We start from the raw sequence: 15675 nt of genomic DNA, 5'->3' as shown, positions 1-15675 counted from the left end.
TCTTCGCAGGCTCGTGCACACGTGCCACCCTTTCGGACGTGCGGTGGCTCCCGGTGGCAGTGGTCCTCGTCATGTCGACGGCGTGCACGTCCACGCCGGACGCGCCCGAACAGCCCAACCAGCAGCGCAGACCGACCGTCGAGGTGGTCGGCACCCTCCCGCACGACCCGGAGGCGTTCACCCAGGGCCTGGAGCTGGTCGACGGCGTCCTCTACGAGGGCACCGGCTTGGAGGGGCAGTCGACGCTGCGCCGCATCGACCCGGCGACCGGCGAGGTCAAGCAACGCGTCGACCTGCCCGCGGACTTCTTCGGCGAGGGCGTCACCGTCGTCGGCGACCGCGTCTGGCAGCTCACCTGGCGCAACGGCGTCGCCATCCAGCGCGACAAGAACACCCTCCAAGAGGTGAAACGCGCCACGTACGAGGGCGAGGGCTGGGGACTGTGCCGCGACGGCGACCGGCTGGTGATGAGCGACGGCACCGAAGAGCTGCGGTTCCGCGACCCGGAGACGTTCGCCGAGACCGGCCGGGTGACCGTGCGCCGCAACGGCATCCCGCTGGTCCGGATCAACGAGCTGGAGTGCGTCGGCGGCGCTGTGTGGGCGAACCTGTGGCAGCTCGACGAGGTCGTCAAGATCGACCCGAAGTCCGGTGACGTGCTGGCCACCGTCGACCTCAGCTCGCTGCGGCCCGCGGACGTGCCCGAGACCAACGTCCTCAACGGCATCGCGGCGGTGCCCGGCAGCACCGACGAGTTCCTGGTGACCGGCAAGAACTGGCCGACGATCTTCCGGATCAAGATCAAGTCAGGGTGACAGCCGCGCGGTGATCGAGGCGGGGTGGTCAGGGCAGCGTGACCGCGAGGCCGGTCTTGACCGCGTCGAACACCGGCATCGTCTCGTAGCGCTTGACGTTGTCGTCCTGCTGGAACAGCTCGTCGCCGACCTCGCGGCAACGCGCCATGTCGGTCACCGACAGGACCACCAGGTAGTCCCACCGGCCGGCCAGCTCGTAGCACTGCTGGACCTCGGGCGTGGCGCGCATCCGTTGGGCGAAGGCGCGGTGGTGGGCGTGGGACTCCCGTTCGAGCACCACCAGCACGATCGCGAGCATCCCGCCGAGCTTGCCGGTGTCCAAGACCGCCACCTCGCGGGTGAGCAGGCCGGACGTCCGGTAGTGGGTGATCCGCCGCTGCACGGCGCTGGGTGACAGGCCGACCAGCTCGCCGAGTTCGTGCAGCGTGCGGCCGGAGTCCTGCTGGAGCTGCGCCAGCAGGCGGCGGTCCACCTCGTCCACGCGAAAATTTTGCGTGGAGGCGGGGAAAGTTTCAATCGGTGCCCTGGGCCTGCGATCTAGCTTCTGAACGTGGACATCGACCTGGACAACATCGCCCGCGCCGCCAAGACCATCGACCCCGTGTTCCGCGACACCCCGCAGTACGTGGACGAACAGCTGTGCGCCGCCCTGGGCCGCCGGGTGCTGGTGAAGGTGGAGACCGCGAACCCGTTGCGCAGCTTCAAGGGCCGGGGCGCCGACTTCCTGGCCTCGACGCTGCCCGTCGGGCGGACCGTGGTGTGCGCGTCGGCGGGCAACTTTGGCCAGGCGGTGGCCTACGCGGGGCGCAACCACGGCTTCCCGGTCGAGGTGTTCGTGTCTGACCGGGCCGTGCCGGACAAGGTCCGCCGGATGCGGGTGCTGGGCGCGACCGTCCACGAGGTCCCGGGCGACTTCACCGGCGCCAAGGAGGTCGCGCGGCGGTACGCGGAGGACACCGGGGCCGTGTTCGTCGAGGACGGCCGGGAGCCGGCGGTGTGCGAGGGGGCGGGGACCATCGCGGTCGAGCTGTTGCGGTCCGGGGTGTCGATCGACGCGGTCGTGGTGCCCCTCGGCGACGGCGCGTTGATCACCGGGATGGCCCGGTGGCTCAAGCACCACTCTCCGCACACGCGGGTCGTCGGGGTGTGCGCGGCTGGTGCCCCCGCGTTGGCGCACGCGTGGGCCGGGCGGGAGTGGGACGGTCCCGCCGAGACGATCGCCGACGGCATCGCGGTGCGGGTGCCTGTGGCGGAGTCGGTCGCCCGGGTGAGGGAACTCGTGGACGACGTCGTGCTGGTGCCCGACGACGCCATCCGGGAGGCCGCCGACCTGGCGCTGCGGACGCTCGGGCTGGTGCTGGAGCCGGCCGGGGCGGCGGGGCTGGCCGGGTTGGCGGTCCACGACATCCCGGGAGAGACCACCGCCACCGTGCTCACCGGGAGCAATGTGTGAGACAGCCCGAGGTCGGTGAGGCAGGATTGGGGTGTGACGCGTCCACGGCCGGAAGACCCGTCGCGGCGGTACCCGTGGGAGGACGACGAGTACAAGCCGCGCACCCGGCCGTACCCGACGCCCGGGGTGCCGCCGGAGGACCGGTACGGGCCCCCGGACGACCGGTACGGACCGCCGCCGCGTGAGCCGTACCCGCCGCGCGACGCCAATCCGCCGCGCGGTCCTCATCAGCCGCGCGGTCCTCATCAGCGGCGTGACCCCAATCCGCCGCGTGACCCCAACCCGCCGCGCGATCCCAACCCGCCGGATGGCGGGCCTACGTCGCCAACGCTGCCGAAGAAGCTGACCGTCACCCGTGTGGCGTGGTTCCGGACGAAGCAGCTCAGCACGCAGGCGGTGCGGGCGTTCCGGCGCGCCGCGCACGCGGACGGGGCCAAGCAGTCCGGGCTGTCCTCGCTGACCTACGCGGTCATGCTGAACTACGCCGCCGACGCGGCGATGGCGGTCGCACTGGCCAACACCCTGTTCTTCTCCGCGGCGGCCGGCGAGAGCCGGGGCAAGGTCGCGTTGTACCTGCTCATCACGGTGGCCCCGTTCGCGGTGGTCGCCCCGGTGATCGGGCCGGTGTTGGACCGCATCCAGAACGGTCGCCGGGTCGCGCTGGCGTTGTCGTGCGTGCTGCGGGTGTTCCTGTTCATCGTGATGGCGATGAACTTCGACAACTGGGGCCTGTACCCGGCGGCGCTGGGCAGCATGGTCCTGTCGAAGTCGTTCACCGTCCTCAAGGCGGCGATCACGCCCCGGGTGCTGCCGCGCGAGATCACGCTGTCCAAGACCAATGCCCGGATGACCGTGTTCGGGCTGGCGGCGGGCGGTGTGTTCGGCGCGATCGCGGCCGGTCTCGCGAACCTGTTCGGCTCTTCGGGCGCGCTGTGGTTCACGGCCGTGCTGTGCCTGGTCAACGCGTGGCTGTGCCTGCGCATCCCGGCGTGGGTCGAGGTCACCGAGGGCGAGGTGCCGACGTCCCTGCGGGCCAAGCCGCACAAGCCGCGCCAGACGCTGGGCCGGACGGTCGTGGTGGCGTTGTGGGGCAGCGGCTCGATCCGGATGCTGACCGGGTTCCTGATGCTGTTCTCGGCGTTCGTGGTGCGGGCGCAGACCGAGGGTGACGCGTTCATGCAGCTGTTGTTGCTGGGCGTGATCGCGGGTGCGGCGGGCATCGGGAGCTTCCTCGGCAACGCGGTCGGCGCGCGGCTGCACTTCGGGGCACCGGATCAGGTCGTGATCGCGTGCCTGGTCGCGGCCCTGCTGTCCACGATCGTGGCGGCGATCCTGCCGGGCGTGATCACGGCGGCGGTGGTGGGCCTGGTCGGCGCGACGGCGAGTTCGCTGGCGAAGGTGTCGCTGGACGCGGTGATCCAGGACGACCTGCCGGAGGAGTCGCGGGCGTCGGCGTTCGGGCGGTCGGAGACGATCCTGCAGCTCGGGTGGGTGTTCGGCGGCGCGATCGGCGTGCTGCTGCCGACCGAGTACTGGATCGGGTTCACCGTGTTGTCGGGGCTGCTGGCGTGCGGCCTGGCGCAGACGATCGCGACCCGGCAGGGCAGCACGTTGATCCCGGGCATGGGCGGCGACCGCCCCATCAGGCCGACCCCGGTCACCCCGTAGGCTCGACTGCCGTGCGTCGAGTGCTGCCGGTCCTGTCGCTGCTGTTGCTGCTGGTCGTCACGGCCTGTGCCGTGCCGGCGAACCCCGAGGTGACGTTCTACGCGGACGGCAAGACCGTCGTCGTGAAGCCCACGCAGTACTGCGACCTGAAGTCGGAGGACTGCGACGTGGACGCCGAGGCGGTCGGGGTGCTGCGGGTGCGGCCGGGGAAGCCGGTGCAGATCTCGGTGCCCGGCGAGTTGGCCAACTCGGCGTGGTCGGTGAAGTTCACCTACCGGAACGCGCGCGGTGAGGCGCAGGAACCGTTGCGCAGCAAGCTGTTCACGGAGCGGGAGCCGCGGTTCGCGTACACGCTGGTGCTGCCGAACCCGGATGACCAGTTGGAGAGCGTCGAGGTTCAGCAGTACGGGGCTCGTATTGAGACCAGCACTACGGGCGCTTTCGACTTCGTTGCTCGCGGTACTTGGGTTTTGTCGGTGGACGACCGGCGCTAGATGCGCTTCGCTGTTGAGCCTTGCGCGCTGCGCGCTCTCAAGATGAAGGCGCCGGCGCGCTCTCAAGATCAAAAGCTTAAAGCGTAAGAGCGGCGCTCGCCGCGCGGCAGGCCCCCCGGGGTGGGGTGGAAGGGCGTCGGTTCGTCCCCCGTACGGCCTGGGCGCAGCCCAACCGCGCTTCGCCCTTCCTGTGGCTCATAGCCCATCGGCGCGCCTGCGGCGCGAAAGCAGTTCCTGCGGCGCGAAGAGCGTCGGTGGCGGTGTGGTTGTGCGACAGGGGCCCCTGCCGTCGGGGGAGGTCGGCAGAGGCCCCTGGTTCGGGCACGGGTCGGGGGACGGCCCGTGCGGTCTTTGTTCGGGTCGGCGCTTGGCCGACCCACGAATCACTTGCTGATCACTTGGTGGCGATCTTTTGGCCCGGGAGGATCAGGTCCGGGTTCGGGATGAACTGCTTGTTCAACTCGTGCAGCTTCGCCCAGCCGCCTTCGACCTTCAGCTCGTCGGCGATCTTCGACAGGCTGTCGCCCGGCTTGATCTCGTAGTCGCCGTTCGGGTTGGTCGACGGCAGGGCCACCGTCACGGGGGCCGCCTGCTGGACCGGGGCGGCCTGCTGCTGGACCGGCGCGGTCTTGCGGGGCTGGGCCGGCGCGGGAGCGGTGCGCTTCGGGGCCGGGGCGGCGGCGCCGCCGAGGCCCTTGGGGCCGCAGACGGGCCAGGCGCCGATGCCCTGGGTCCGGAGGACGTTCTCGGCCACCCGGATCTGCTCCTCGCGGGACGCCTGGTGCGGCATGCCGCTGCCACCGTTGGCGCGCCACGTGCTCGGCAGGAACTGCAGCCCGCCGTAGTAGCCGTTGCCGGTGTTGATGCTCCAGTTACCGCCACTCTCGCACGCCGCGACCGCGTCCCAGTTCACGCTCTGCGCGTTCGCCGTGCCGGCCGCCAGGCCCAGGGGGGCACCGACGATGACGCCGGCGACGGCGACCTTCGCGACGGTGCGGGCGGCGGCGCTGGTGGTCGGGCGGTGCTTGCCTCGGTACGAAGCCATGTGCCTCTCTGCCCACCCACACCTGCTCGACCGGCCGGGGCTCGGGTTCCCCACATGGCCGATCGGTCCCCCGTCCGGCGGATTTCTCTCGCTCGGGGTCGGTCCCGGGAGCCGTCGGACGGGGTTCGGTGTGCGGCGTCCCGGGTGGTGCTCTTGGTCGGTCGGGGCCAACCAACGAGCGACCGTACGTAACCGCCGGAGCGAGGTAAAACGATCTGAACCGTGATCCACATCACTGTAACGAAACCAGGTGATCCGTCGACCCGGTTGTTCATGCTGGTCAGAGCGTCGTTATCGTCTCGTTTCCAATCCGAGATCGGTCGAGATCGATCACCCTCGGTGAGGTGTGAATCACGTCGATCCGCCGCCCGAATGACGCAGCCTCAGCCGCCGGCGAAGGGTGGGAGGACGTCGAGTTGGGCGCCGGGAGGGATGTGGGTGGCGTGGTCGCGGACCGCCACGCCGTCGAGGAGGAAGCTGCACGCCTTGAGGACGCGGGTCAGGTTCTCGCCGTGCTTGGCCTCGATCGCGGTGAGCGCGGTGGCCACGGTCGCGCCGGGTGGGAGGGTGAGGTTCTCGTCCTGGGTGCCGGCGGCGGCTCGTGCGCCTGCGAAGTACCGGACCGTCAGCTCCAACACACTTATCCTCCGATGGCGCTCATGGGGCGGTCCGGCTGGTGGAAACCGGCGTCGTTGATGCCGTGGCCGGCCGCCTTCGCCCACGAGTTCGCCCGCCAGCGGTCCGCGATGTCCTCGTCGGAAGCGCCGCCGCGCAGCAGGGCCCGCAGGTCCGTCTCGGACTGGCTGAACAGGCAGTTGCGCACCTGGCCGTCGGCGGTCAGCCGGGTCCGGTCGCAGGCCGCGCAGAACGGCCTGGTCACCGACGCGATCACGCCCACGACGGCCGGTCCGCCGTCCACCAGCCACCGCTCCGCCGGCGCGCCGCCCCGCTCGCCCGGCTCGGGGGTGAGGGTGAACGCCGTGCGCAGCGCCGCCAGGATCTCCTCGGCGGTCACCATGTCGTCGCGGTTCCAGCCGTGCTGCGGGTCCAGCGGCATCTGCTCGATGAACCGGAGCTGGTAGCCGTTGTCCAGGCAGTACCGCAGCAGCGGCACGGCCTCGTCCTCGTTCACCCCGCGCATCAGCACCGCGTTGACCTTCACCGGCGCGAGGCCCGCGTCCCGCGCGGCGGCGAGGCCCTCGAAGACGTCGTCGAGGCGGTCGCGGCGGGTCAGGGCGTGGAACCGGGCCGGGTCGAGGGTGTCCAGCGACACGTTCACCCGGTCGAGGCCGGCGGCCACGAGGTCGGCGGCGCGGCGGGCCAGGCTCACGCCGTTGGTGGTCATGGAGATCTTGGGGCGCGGGTCGAGGGCGGCGGTGGCCGCGATCACCCGTTCGAGATTGGGGCGCAGCAGCGGCTCGCCACCGGTGAAACGGATGTTCTTGACACCCAGGCGGGTCACCGCGATGCCGATGAGCCGGGCCAGCTCGTCGTCGGTCAGCAGCTCCTGCTTGGGCAGCCAGTCCAGGCCCTCGGCGGGCATGCAGTAGGTGCAGCGCAGGTTGCAGCGGTCGGTCAGCGACACGCGCAGGTCGGTCGCGACCCGGCCGAACCGGTCGACCAGCAGCGGCGAATCCGGCCGGCCCGCCGGGTCCGGGGTGCCGCGCACGATGGGTAGTCCCAGCTCGACTGCCGTCACCCCTACCAGGGTAATGGGGTGACTCTTGTGGGTACTGCTACAAATCCGACACAGCGCACGGCGACCGGTTGGAGGACCATCCCAACCCCGGCCCGCCGGCGGCTAAATTGCTTGACATGACGAGCGAGCCGGACGTGCCCGCGGACGTGCTGGAGCGGTTCGCCGGGTACGCGCGGGAGTCCAGCGCCCTCACCGCCCGGTTCCACACCCGCGTGGCCGAGCGGATGGGCCTCTCGCCGACCGACGAGAAGTGCCTCGACCTGGCCGTTCGTGCCGGGGGACCGGTCACCGCGGGCCGGATCGCGGAGCTGTCCGGGCTGTCCACGGGCGCGGTCACCGGCGTGATCGACCGGCTGGAGAAGGCCGGGTACGTCCGCCGCGTCCGCGACCCGCACGACCGGCGCAAGGTGCTGGTCGAGGTCACCGTGGCCAACACCGGCCTGTTCGAGGGTGCGCGGGAGACGTTGCGCGAAGTTCTCGCGCAGTTCACCCCGGACGAGCGCGAGGTGCTCGACCGGTACAACCGGGTGCTGATCGAAACGTTCCGCAGGCGCGTGATCGACGCCTGAGCCGGCAGCATGACCCGCATGGCCGAGCAGCAGTGGACCTACCTGATGGACATGGACGGCGTGCTCGTGCACGAGGAGCACCCGATCCCGGGTTCGAGCGAGTTCGTGGCGGAGCTGACCGCGAACGGCATCCCGTTCCTCGTGCTCACGAACAACTCCATCTACACCCCGCGCGACCTGCGCGCCCGACTGTCCCGCACCGGGCTGGAGGTGCCGGAGACGGCGATCTGGACCTCCGCGCTGGCCACCGCGCGGTTCCTGGACTCGCAGCGGCCCGGCGGGTCGGCGTTCGTCATCGGCGAGGCCGGGCTGACCACGGCGCTGCACGAGATCGGGTACGTGCTGACCGACCGCGACCCGGACTACGTCGTCCTCGGCGAGACCCGCACGTACAGCTTCACCGCCATCACCAAGGCCATCCGCCTGGTCGAGGAGGGCGCGAAGTTCATCGCCACCAACCCGGACGCGACCGGCCCGTCCCGCGAGGGCTCGCTGCCCGCCACCGGGTCGATCGCCGCCCTGATCGAGCGGGCGACCGGGCGCGAGCCGTACTACGTGGGCAAGCCCAACCCGTTGATGATGCGGTCCGCGCTGCGGGCGCTGGGCGCGCACTCGGCGAACACGCTGATGATCGGCGACCGGATGGACACCGACGTGCGGTCCGGCCTGGAGGCGGGGCTGCGGACCATCCTCGTGCTGACCGGCATCTCGGCGGACTCCACGGCGGAGCTGTACCCGTACCGGCCGACGCGGGTGATCAAGTCGATCGCCGAGCTGGTCGGCAACTCGGCCAACCCGTTCCCGGACCTGGACTAGTCGTCCGGCTCGGCCCGGACCAGGTGGAGGTCACCGGCGACGACCAGGCGTTCGAACGGCTCGTCGCCGGCGGTGACGCGGACGACCGCCGGCCTGGCCGCCGGCGAGTCGACCGGGCCGGCCGGCGGCGGGTTGTCCGGTAGGGCGCACGGGAGGCGGTTGAGGCGGTCGGCGAGCCGTTCGGCCTGGTCGCGGACCAGTTCACCGCGTCCGGACACCGCGCTGGACGACCCAGCCGCCGCGCCGAGCCGGTCCAGCAGGTCGGCGTGCAGGCGCAGCCAGTCGACCTGCTCCCACGGCGTCAGCGCACCGGTCGCGGCGGTCTCCGCCATGACCTGGTCCAGCACCACCGCGACCCGTTCCAGGTGCTCCTTCATGCCGGTGAGATTGCCCACGGGCGGGTTCCATCACGCGGAATGCGCTGACTTCACCCCGCGGGGGGAGGCCGCACGGCCCAGCGGGGAACGCGCATCCGGCCCTGCGGTGATCCACTTCTACGCGTCCCGCAGGATCGTCGCTTATCGTCGCAACCGTGGACAGACCGCTCTTCGTCGTCGGCGACGTGCACGGGCACCTCGCCGAGCTCACCCGTGCCCTGCACGCCCGGCAGCTCGTGGACGACGCGGGCGACTGGGCGGGTGGCGACGCGGAGCTGTGGTTCCTGGGCGACTTCGTCGACCGCGGGCCGGACGGGATCGGCGTCATCGAGTTCGTCATGCGGCTGGCCGAGCAGTCCGAGGGCCGGGTCGACGCCCTGATCGGCAACCACGAGATCCTGCTGCTGGGGATGCACCGGTTCGGCGACACCCACGTCCCGAACGCCCCCACCCCGCGCAGCTTCGCCCGCAGCTGGCTGCTCAACGGCGGCCTCCGCAGCGACCAGGACCGCTTGACCGACCGCCACATCGACTGGCTGACCAGCAGACCCGTGCTGCGGCTGGTCGACGACCACCTGCTGATGCACTCGGACACCCTCGCGTACCTGGAGTGGGGCACCACGATCGACCAGGTCAACGAGGCCGTGCGGGAGGTGCTGGAGGGCGCGGACCTGGAGGCGTGGTGGGAGTGCTGGCGCAAGATGACGACCCGGTACGCGTTCCGCGGCCCGGAGGGCGGTGACGTGGCCGCCGAGATGCTGGAGGTGCTGGGCGGGCGCGAGGTCGTGCACGGCCACAGCGTCATCGCCGACCAGCTGGGTGTCTCGCCGGAGGAGATCGACGGGCCGCTGCGCTACGCCGACGACCGCGTCCTGGCGGTCGATGCCGGCCTTTACAGCGGCGGCCCGTGCCTGGTGGTGAGGTTGGGCTCGCCGCCTACGGCGCCGGGACGATGACCTTGCCGAGGGGCATCAGGGACACCGGGATCATCTTGAAGTTCGCGACGCCGAGCGGGATGCCGATGATCGTCACGCACAGCAGCAACCCGGTGACCGCGTGCCCGATCGCCAGCCAGATGCCGGCGACGATGATCCAGATGACGTTCCCCAACAACGAGGGCGTGCCCGCGTCGGCCCGGTCGACCACCTGCCGGCCGAACGGCCAGAGGGCGTAGTTCGCGATCCGGAACGCGGCCAGGCCCCAGGGGATGGTGATGATCAGGATGCAGCACACGATCCCGGTGACGACGTAGCCGAGGGCCAGCCAGAAGCCGCTGAGCACCAGCCAGATCAGGTTCAGGATGATCCGCACCCCGCCATCCTGCCCGATCACGGGGCGGCCCACGTGGCCGCTCACCCGCCCAGCCCCGCCGAGCCGCCCAGCCCCGGCCCTCCCGCCGAGCCGCCCGGCCCTCCCGCCGAGCCGTCCTGCCGCCGCAGCCGTGCCGCCGCCTAGTTGCGCTCCCCCGCACCTCGCCGCGGCCCTCGCGCCCTTCCTCGCACCCCAACGGCCGCGGCCCACGGACAGGCCGATGCGGGCGCCCAGCGGGTCAGGCGAGCAGTGCCCGGGTCACCGCCACCACCGCTGCCGGAGCGTCGCCCGACGGGGTCAGCAGGTGGCTGATCGCCAAGCGGACCGCCGTCTCCGCGACCAGCCCCCGGCGGTCCTCCGGCACGTCCGGCCAGTGGGTGGTCAAGTGGGACGCGAAGACCGTGGCCGACGCCGTCAGGATCTCGTGGCCGCGGGTGGTGACCAGGGGGAGCATGTCCTCGGCGTTCGCGCCGGTGAAGACCGACTTGGTCAGGGGGTCGCGGAAGGCCTCGGTGAAGACGAACACCATGGCCGCGTGCAGGCCCTCCAAAGGGTCCTCAGCCGACGCCAAGCGGTCGCGGACCGCCGCCAGGAACTGGTCCGTCTTGTCCAACGCCACGGCCCTGACCAGGGTTTCCTTGTTGCCGAACTCGTTGTACACCGTCTGCCTGCTCACCCCCGCCCGCGTCGCCACGTCCACCATGCGCAGGCCGCGCGAGCCGTGTGCCGCTAGCAGGGCCGCCGCCGCGTCGAGCAGCGACCGGGTGAGGTCGGTCACGCGCCCAAGCTTTACACAAGGCTCGATTTTGTAAAGACCGTAGAGTTTCGACCGTGCCGTTGACCGCCGTGCCGTTGACCGTGGGATTCGACCTCGACATGACGCTGATCGACCCCCGGCCAGGCATGGCGGCGGTCATGAACGCGGTCGGGGCCGAGTCCGGGCACGCACTGGACGGCGAGCACTTCGCGGCGAACCTCGGTCCGCCCCTCGACATGATCTACCGCGACTTCGGCGTGCCGGAGGACGAGATCCCGGCCCTGGTCGCGCGCTTCCGGGCGCTCTACCCGGAGATCGTCATCCCGGCCACGGTCGCCCTCCCCGGCGCGGCGCAAGCGCTTGCGGCGGTCAAGGAACTCGGTGGCACCACCGTCGTCGTCACCGGCAAGTACCGGGCCAACGCCGCGCTGCACCTGGCCGCCCTCGGCTGGGAGGTGGACCACCTGTTCGGCGAGCTGTGGGCGTCGGGCAAGGCGGAGGCCCTCAAAGCACACAGCGCGGCGGTCTACGTGGGTGACCACGTCGGCGACATCAGGGGTGCGAAGGTCGCGGGCGCGATGGCGGTCGGCGTGGTCAGCGGTCCGTGCACCCGAAAAGAGCTGGAAGACGAGGGCGCGGACGTCGTGCTGGGCTCGCTCGAGGAGTTCCCGGACTGGCTGCGCGCGAACGCGGTCAGCCTCGGGAGCGGGAGTCCCGCACCGCGCTGAACACGCCCAGCGCCAAACCGGCGGGCGCGAGCAGCCAGCCCGCCGCGAACACCCAGCCCGGCAACCCGGGTTCGCCCGCCACGAACATCGCGACGATCGCCACGACACCCAGCGCGAACAGCGCCACTGCCAGCGGCATCAGCTTCGAGGTCGGCATGGGGTGAGCGTAGTCGCGCGATCGGAGGTGCCCCGGCGGTGGTGTTCTCGTTAGTCTGGTGGGACGCGCCTCGGGCACGCCTGGGGCGCGTTCGTCGTGTGGTTGATCGAGGATTGGTGAGCGCGGTGCCGACCGGCAAGGTCAAGTGGTACGACTCGGAGAAGGGCTTCGGCTTCGTCACCCAAGACGGGGGCGAGGACGTGTACGTGCGGAAATCCGCGCTCCCCCCGGGCGTCGAGGGCCTCAAGGCCGGACAGCGCATCGAGTTCGGCATGGCCGAGGGCCGGCGTGGCCCGCAGGCCCTGTCGGTGCGCCTGATCGACCCGGCGCCGTCGGTGGCCGAGGCCCGGCGCCGCCCCGCGGAGGAGCTGCACGGCCTGATCGAGGACATGATCAAGCTGCTGGAGCTGAAGGTCCAGCCCGAGCTGCGGCGCGGGCGCTACCCCGACCGCAAGAACACGAAGCTGATCGCCGACGTGGTCCGGGCGGTCGCGCGGGAGCTGGACCCGTAAAGAGCCGCAAAAGCCGAAGAGGCGTTGTGCGTGCACAACGCCTCTTCAGGCATGCCTAGGGGCAGTTGACCCACTCGTCGGTGCCGTCGGCGAACACCTGGCGCTTCCACACCGGCAGCCGCCGCTTCACCTCGTCGACCAGCTCGGAGCACACCGCGAACGCCTCGCCCCGGTGCTCCGCGGACACGGCGCACGCCAGCGCCACGTCCCCGATCCGCAGCTCGCCCACCCGGTGCGACACGGCCACCGCCCGCACCCCGGTGAACTTCGCCACCACGTCCGCGACGACCTCCGCCACGACGTCCCCGGCGGTCGGGTGCCCCACGTACTCCAGCTCGCGCACGCTGCGCCCGTGGTCGTGGTCGCGGACCACGCCGGAGAACGTCACCACCGCGCCCGCGCCCGCGTTCTCCACCAGCTTCGCGTGCTCCTCCACCGACAGCGGCTGGTCGCTGACGGTCGCCCGCAGCACCTCGGTCATGCGTGGTCACCTCCGGCCACCTGGTCCACCGCGTGCTCCAGCAGCGTGCCGAGCACGTCCAACCCGTCGCGCACCCCGCCGGTCGAGCCCGGCAGGTTCACCACGAACGTCCGCCCGGCCACGCCCGCCACGCCGCGCGACAGCACGGCGGTGGGCACGCGGGGCCAGCCTGACATGCGGATGGCGTCCGCCACACCGGGGACCTCGAAGTCCAGCACGGACCGGGTCGCCTCGGGCGTCCGGTCCGTGGGGCTGATGCCCGTGCCCCCGGTCGTGATCACCACGGCCACACCGGCGGCCACGGCCTCGCGCAGCGCCTCGGCCACCGGGTCGCCGTCGGGCACCACTACGGGGTCGGGTGTCTCGAAACCGCGTTCGCGCAGCCAGGACACGATGATCGGCCCGCCCCGGTCCGCGTAGACCCCGGCGGAGGCCCGGTTGGACGCCGTCACGACGCGCGCGGTCCTCACGGGCGCTCCCACACGCCGGTCTTGCCGCCTTCCTTGCGCTCCACGCGCACCCCGTCCAACGTCGCCGCCGGGTCCACCGACTTCACCATGTCGTGCAGGGTCAACCCGGCGACGGACACCGCCGTCAGGGCCTCCATCTCCACCCCGGTCCGGTCGGTGGTGCGCACGGTGGCCGTGATGTGCACCGCCGCGTCGCCCAGCCGCAGGTCCACGGACACCTTGGACAGCGCGATCGGGTGGCACAGCGGCACCAGCTCCCACGTCCGCTTCGCCGCCATGATGCCCGCGATGCGCGCCGTGGCCAGCGCGTCGCCCTTCGGCAGGCCGTCGCTGCCCAGCAGCGCCACCACCTCGTCGGTCGTGCGCAGGACGCCGGACGCGACCGCCGTGCGGGTCGTCGGCTCCTTGCCGGAGACGTCCACCATGTGCGCCGCGCCGCTGGAGTCGAGGTGGGTGAACTGCTTGGTCATACGGCCGATGCTAGGCCTGTTCGACGGCCGCCTTCCGGACGGCTTCGGCGACGGCGGGCGCCACGGACGCGTCGAACACGCTCGGCACGATGAACGAGGCGTTCAGCTTCTCCCCGTCGACCACGTCCGCGATGGCGGTCGCGGCGGCCAGCAGCATCGCGTCGGTGATGGTGCGGGCGTGCGCGTCCAGCAGGCCCCGGAAGACGCCGGGGAACGCCAGCACGTTGTTGATCTGGTTGGGGAAGTCGCTGCGGCCGGTGGCCACGACGGCGGCGTGCTTCTGCGCCTCCATCGGGTCGATCTCCGGGTCCGGGTTGGCCAGCGCGAACACGATCGCGTCGGAGTTCATGGTGGCCACCTGCTCCGCGCCGAACAGGTTCGGGGCGGACACGCCGATGAACACGTCCGCGCCGACCAGCGCGTCGTGCAGGCGGCCGGACATGTTGTCCTTGTTGGTGACGGCCGCGATGGACTTCAGGTTGTCGTCCAGGCCGGGCCGGTCGCGGTGCACGACGCCGTCCACGTCGACCGCGACGATGTCGCCCGGCTCCTGCTTGAGCAGCAGGCGGATGATCGCGGAGCCGGCCGCGCCGACGCCGCAGACCACGATCTTGCAGTCGGACAGCTTCTTGCCGACCACGCGCAGCGCGTTGCGGAGAGCGCCGACGACAACGATGGCAGTCCCGTGCTGGTCGTCGTGGAACACCGGGATGTCGAGCTTCTCCCGCAGCCGGGCCTCGATCTCGAAGCAGCGCGGGGCGGCGATGTCCTCCAGGTTGATGCCGCCGTAGACGGGGGCGATCAGCTCGACCGCGCGGATGATCTCCTCGGTGTCCTGGGTGTCCAGGCAGACCGGCCACGCGTCGACGCCCGCGAACTTCTTGAACAGCGCCGCCTTGCCCTCCATGACGGGCAGCGCGGCGGCGGGGCCGAGGTTGCCCAGGCCCAGCACGGCGGAGCCGTCGGTGACCACGGCGACCGTGTTGCGCTTGATGGTCAGGCGGCGGGCGTCGTCGGGGTTCTCGGCGATCGCCTGGCAGACCCGGGCGACGCCGGGGGTGTAGGCGCGGGAGAGGTCGTCGCGGTTGCGCAGCGGGACCTTCGAGGAGATCTCGATCTTGCCGCCGAGGTGGACCAGGAACGTCCGGTCGGACACCTTGCGCACCACGATCCCCGGCAGGAGTTCCAGGGTGTCGGTGATGTCCTTGGCGTGGTTGGCCGACAGCGCGTTGCAGGTGAGGTCGATGATGACGCGGTCGTTGTGCGACTCGACGACGTCGAACGCCGTGATGACCCCGCCGGCGCGCCCGACGGCCGAGGTCAGGTCCCCCGCCGCGCTCGCCGACGGCGGCGCCTCCAGGCGGACGGTGATCGAGTAACCAGGGCCGGGGACCGGCATCGAACCTCCCAGAACAGCACTGCTCAGCGGAAGTTCTGAGCGTAGTCCGACCGGATTAACGGAACTCTTGCGACTCGACCGGCTCCGGCCTGAAGAGTTCGCGCGCGAAAACGCCGCGCGGGCGCGGTGGGAGCCGGTGGTTCACGGCTCGTCCGTGCGGTGCGCGGCGTTCTTCGAGCGGGTGCCTCAGCGGTTGATCTCGGTCACCGGGTGGTGGTAGCCCAGGTCCTCCACCGGCAACGGGAAGGTGACCTTGCCGAACGGGGACAGGGCGCCCTGGACGTCGCTGGCCAGCTCGCTCACCGCGTACTTGCCGTCCGCGGGCGGCTCCGGCCAGTGCGGGTCGATGCGCTCGGGGCGGGCCTTGGCCACGGTTCCTCCTCGGGGGTGCTTCCGGTCGTGGACAAGTGTGCCTCACCGCTCCCCGGCCGTGCGCGGCCCTATACCGTGGTGG

22 protein-coding genes are annotated in these 15675 nt (G+C 71.3%); 9 read left to right on the top strand and 13 right to left on the bottom strand.

What is annotated here, in order from left to right; translation table 11 throughout:
* Positions 1 to 38: 38 nt before the first annotated feature.
* The gene (locus tag RIN75_RS11410) at positions 39 to 815 is read left to right on the top strand and encodes a glutaminyl-peptide cyclotransferase (protein WP_309111810.1); all 777 of its coding nucleotides are present in this window, start codon (positions 39 to 41) and stop codon (positions 813 to 815) included.
* Between the two features lie 28 nt (positions 816 to 843).
* On the opposite strand, the gene RIN75_RS11405 is transcribed toward RIN75_RS11410, so the two are convergent.
* The gene (locus RIN75_RS11405) at positions 844 to 1296 is read right to left on the bottom strand and encodes an Lrp/AsnC family transcriptional regulator (RefSeq protein WP_309111809.1); all 453 of its coding nucleotides are present in this window, start codon (positions 1294 to 1296) and stop codon (positions 844 to 846) included.
* A gap of 69 nt (positions 1297 to 1365) precedes the next feature.
* Between RIN75_RS11405 and RIN75_RS11400 the strand changes: the two genes are divergently transcribed.
* The 3 genes from RIN75_RS11400 to RIN75_RS11390 are packed head-to-tail and all read left to right on the top strand — an operon-like array spanning position 1366 to position 4430.
* Positions 1366 to 2268 (top strand): PLP-dependent lyase/thiolase, encoded by a 903-nt coding sequence (locus RIN75_RS11400; protein ID WP_309111808.1) that lies wholly within the window; start codon positions 1366 to 1368, stop codon positions 2266 to 2268.
* A gap of 33 nt (positions 2269 to 2301) precedes the next feature.
* The gene (locus RIN75_RS11395) at positions 2302 to 3936 is read left to right on the top strand and encodes an MFS transporter (protein WP_309111807.1); all 1635 of its coding nucleotides are present in this window, start codon (positions 2302 to 2304) and stop codon (positions 3934 to 3936) included.
* Between the two features lie 11 nt (positions 3937 to 3947).
* Positions 3948 to 4430: a DUF2771 family protein gene (locus tag RIN75_RS11390; protein ID WP_309111806.1), complete on the top strand. Its 483-nt coding sequence runs from the start codon at positions 3948 to 3950 to the stop codon at positions 4428 to 4430.
* Positions 4431 to 4824: 394 nt separating this feature from the next.
* Here RIN75_RS11390 and RIN75_RS11385 read toward each other — a convergent pair whose 3' ends face one another.
* The 3 genes from RIN75_RS11385 to moaA form a co-directional block, all read right to left on the bottom strand.
* Positions 4825 to 5475: a transglycosylase family protein gene (locus RIN75_RS11385; protein WP_309111805.1), complete on the bottom strand. Its 651-nt coding sequence runs from the start codon at positions 5473 to 5475 to the stop codon at positions 4825 to 4827.
* 383 nt (positions 5476 to 5858) lie between these two features.
* Positions 5859 to 6113 carry a MoaD/ThiS family protein gene (locus RIN75_RS11380; protein ID WP_375295938.1) on the bottom strand — a complete coding sequence of 85 codons (255 nt, stop codon included), beginning with the start codon at positions 6111 to 6113 and terminating at the stop codon, positions 5859 to 5861.
* A 2-nt stretch (positions 6114 to 6115) separates the two neighbouring features.
* Positions 6116 to 7174: a GTP 3',8-cyclase MoaA gene (gene moaA, locus RIN75_RS11375; RefSeq protein WP_309111804.1), complete on the bottom strand. Its 1059-nt coding sequence runs from the start codon at positions 7172 to 7174 to the stop codon at positions 6116 to 6118.
* A 116-nt stretch (positions 7175 to 7290) separates the two neighbouring features.
* Here moaA and RIN75_RS11370 point away from each other — a divergent pair, with 116 nt between their 5' ends.
* Positions 7291 to 7743, top strand: coding sequence for a MarR family transcriptional regulator (locus RIN75_RS11370; protein WP_309111803.1), 453 nt, complete (start codon positions 7291 to 7293; stop codon positions 7741 to 7743).
* Between the two features lie 18 nt (positions 7744 to 7761).
* A complete protein-coding gene (locus tag RIN75_RS11365; RefSeq protein ID WP_309111802.1) occupies positions 7762 to 8559 on the top strand; it encodes an HAD-IIA family hydrolase in 798 nt (265 codons plus the stop codon).
* On the opposite strand, the gene RIN75_RS11360 is transcribed toward RIN75_RS11365, so the two are convergent.
* On the bottom strand, positions 8556 to 8936 hold the full coding sequence (locus tag RIN75_RS11360; protein WP_309111801.1) for a hypothetical protein: 381 nt from the start codon (positions 8934 to 8936) through the stop codon (positions 8556 to 8558). The genes RIN75_RS11365 and RIN75_RS11360 overlap by 4 nt on opposite strands.
* 155 nt (positions 8937 to 9091) lie before the next feature.
* On the opposite strand from RIN75_RS11360, the gene RIN75_RS11355 reads away from it, so the two are divergent.
* Positions 9092 to 9892, top strand: a complete 801-nt coding sequence (locus tag RIN75_RS11355; protein ID WP_309111800.1) for a metallophosphoesterase — start codon at positions 9092 to 9094, stop codon at positions 9890 to 9892.
* Here RIN75_RS11355 and RIN75_RS11350 read toward each other — a convergent pair.
* Positions 9873 to 10247, bottom strand: coding sequence for a YccF domain-containing protein (locus RIN75_RS11350; RefSeq protein ID WP_309111799.1), 375 nt, complete (start codon positions 10245 to 10247; stop codon positions 9873 to 9875). The genes RIN75_RS11355 and RIN75_RS11350 overlap by 20 nt on opposite strands.
* Positions 10248 to 10485: 238 nt before the next feature.
* A complete protein-coding gene (locus RIN75_RS11345) occupies positions 10486 to 11025 on the bottom strand; it encodes a TetR family transcriptional regulator (protein WP_309111798.1) in 540 nt (179 codons plus the stop codon).
* A gap of 68 nt (positions 11026 to 11093) precedes the next feature.
* On the opposite strand from RIN75_RS11345, the gene RIN75_RS11340 reads away from it, so the two are divergent.
* Entirely contained in the window at positions 11094 to 11732 is a 639-nt protein-coding gene (locus tag RIN75_RS11340) for an HAD hydrolase-like protein (RefSeq protein ID WP_309111948.1), read from the top strand.
* Here RIN75_RS11340 and RIN75_RS11335 read toward each other — a convergent pair.
* On the bottom strand, positions 11698 to 11889 hold the full coding sequence (locus tag RIN75_RS11335; RefSeq protein ID WP_309111797.1) for a hypothetical protein: 192 nt from the start codon (positions 11887 to 11889) through the stop codon (positions 11698 to 11700). The two genes, RIN75_RS11340 and RIN75_RS11335, sit on opposite strands and share 35 nt — an antisense overlap.
* Positions 11890 to 12014: 125 nt before the next feature.
* On the opposite strand from RIN75_RS11335, the gene RIN75_RS11330 reads away from it, so the two are divergent.
* The gene (locus RIN75_RS11330) at positions 12015 to 12401 is read left to right on the top strand and encodes a cold-shock protein (protein WP_189221110.1); all 387 of its coding nucleotides are present in this window, start codon (positions 12015 to 12017) and stop codon (positions 12399 to 12401) included.
* 55 nt (positions 12402 to 12456) lie between these two features.
* On the opposite strand, the gene RIN75_RS11325 is transcribed toward RIN75_RS11330, so the two are convergent.
* From RIN75_RS11325 to RIN75_RS11305, 5 genes are all read right to left on the bottom strand, one after another.
* Complete coding sequence (locus RIN75_RS11325) at positions 12457 to 12882, bottom strand: molybdenum cofactor biosynthesis protein MoaE (RefSeq protein ID WP_309111796.1); 426 nt, start codon at positions 12880 to 12882, stop codon at positions 12457 to 12459.
* Complete coding sequence (locus RIN75_RS11320) at positions 12879 to 13352, bottom strand: MogA/MoaB family molybdenum cofactor biosynthesis protein (RefSeq protein ID WP_309111795.1); 474 nt, start codon at positions 13350 to 13352, stop codon at positions 12879 to 12881. Before RIN75_RS11320 ends, RIN75_RS11325 begins: the two co-directional genes overlap by 4 nt.
* Positions 13349 to 13822 (bottom strand): cyclic pyranopterin monophosphate synthase MoaC, encoded by a 474-nt coding sequence (gene moaC, locus RIN75_RS11315; protein ID WP_309111794.1) that lies wholly within the window; start codon positions 13820 to 13822, stop codon positions 13349 to 13351. Before moaC ends, RIN75_RS11320 begins: the two co-directional genes overlap by 4 nt.
* 10 nt (positions 13823 to 13832) lie before the next feature.
* On the bottom strand, positions 13833 to 15221 hold the full coding sequence (locus RIN75_RS11310; protein WP_309111793.1) for an NAD-dependent malic enzyme: 1389 nt from the start codon (positions 15219 to 15221) through the stop codon (positions 13833 to 13835).
* A gap of 186 nt (positions 15222 to 15407) precedes the next feature.
* A complete protein-coding gene (locus tag RIN75_RS11305; RefSeq protein ID WP_309111792.1) occupies positions 15408 to 15593 on the bottom strand; it encodes a hypothetical protein in 186 nt (61 codons plus the stop codon).
* Positions 15594 to 15675 lie beyond the last annotated feature (82 nt).

Source organism: Saccharothrix sp., assembly GCF_031180885.1.
Lineage (GTDB): Bacteria > Actinomycetota > Actinomycetes > Mycobacteriales > Pseudonocardiaceae > Actinosynnema.
This window is presented reverse-complemented; position numbering and strand designations above follow the sequence as displayed.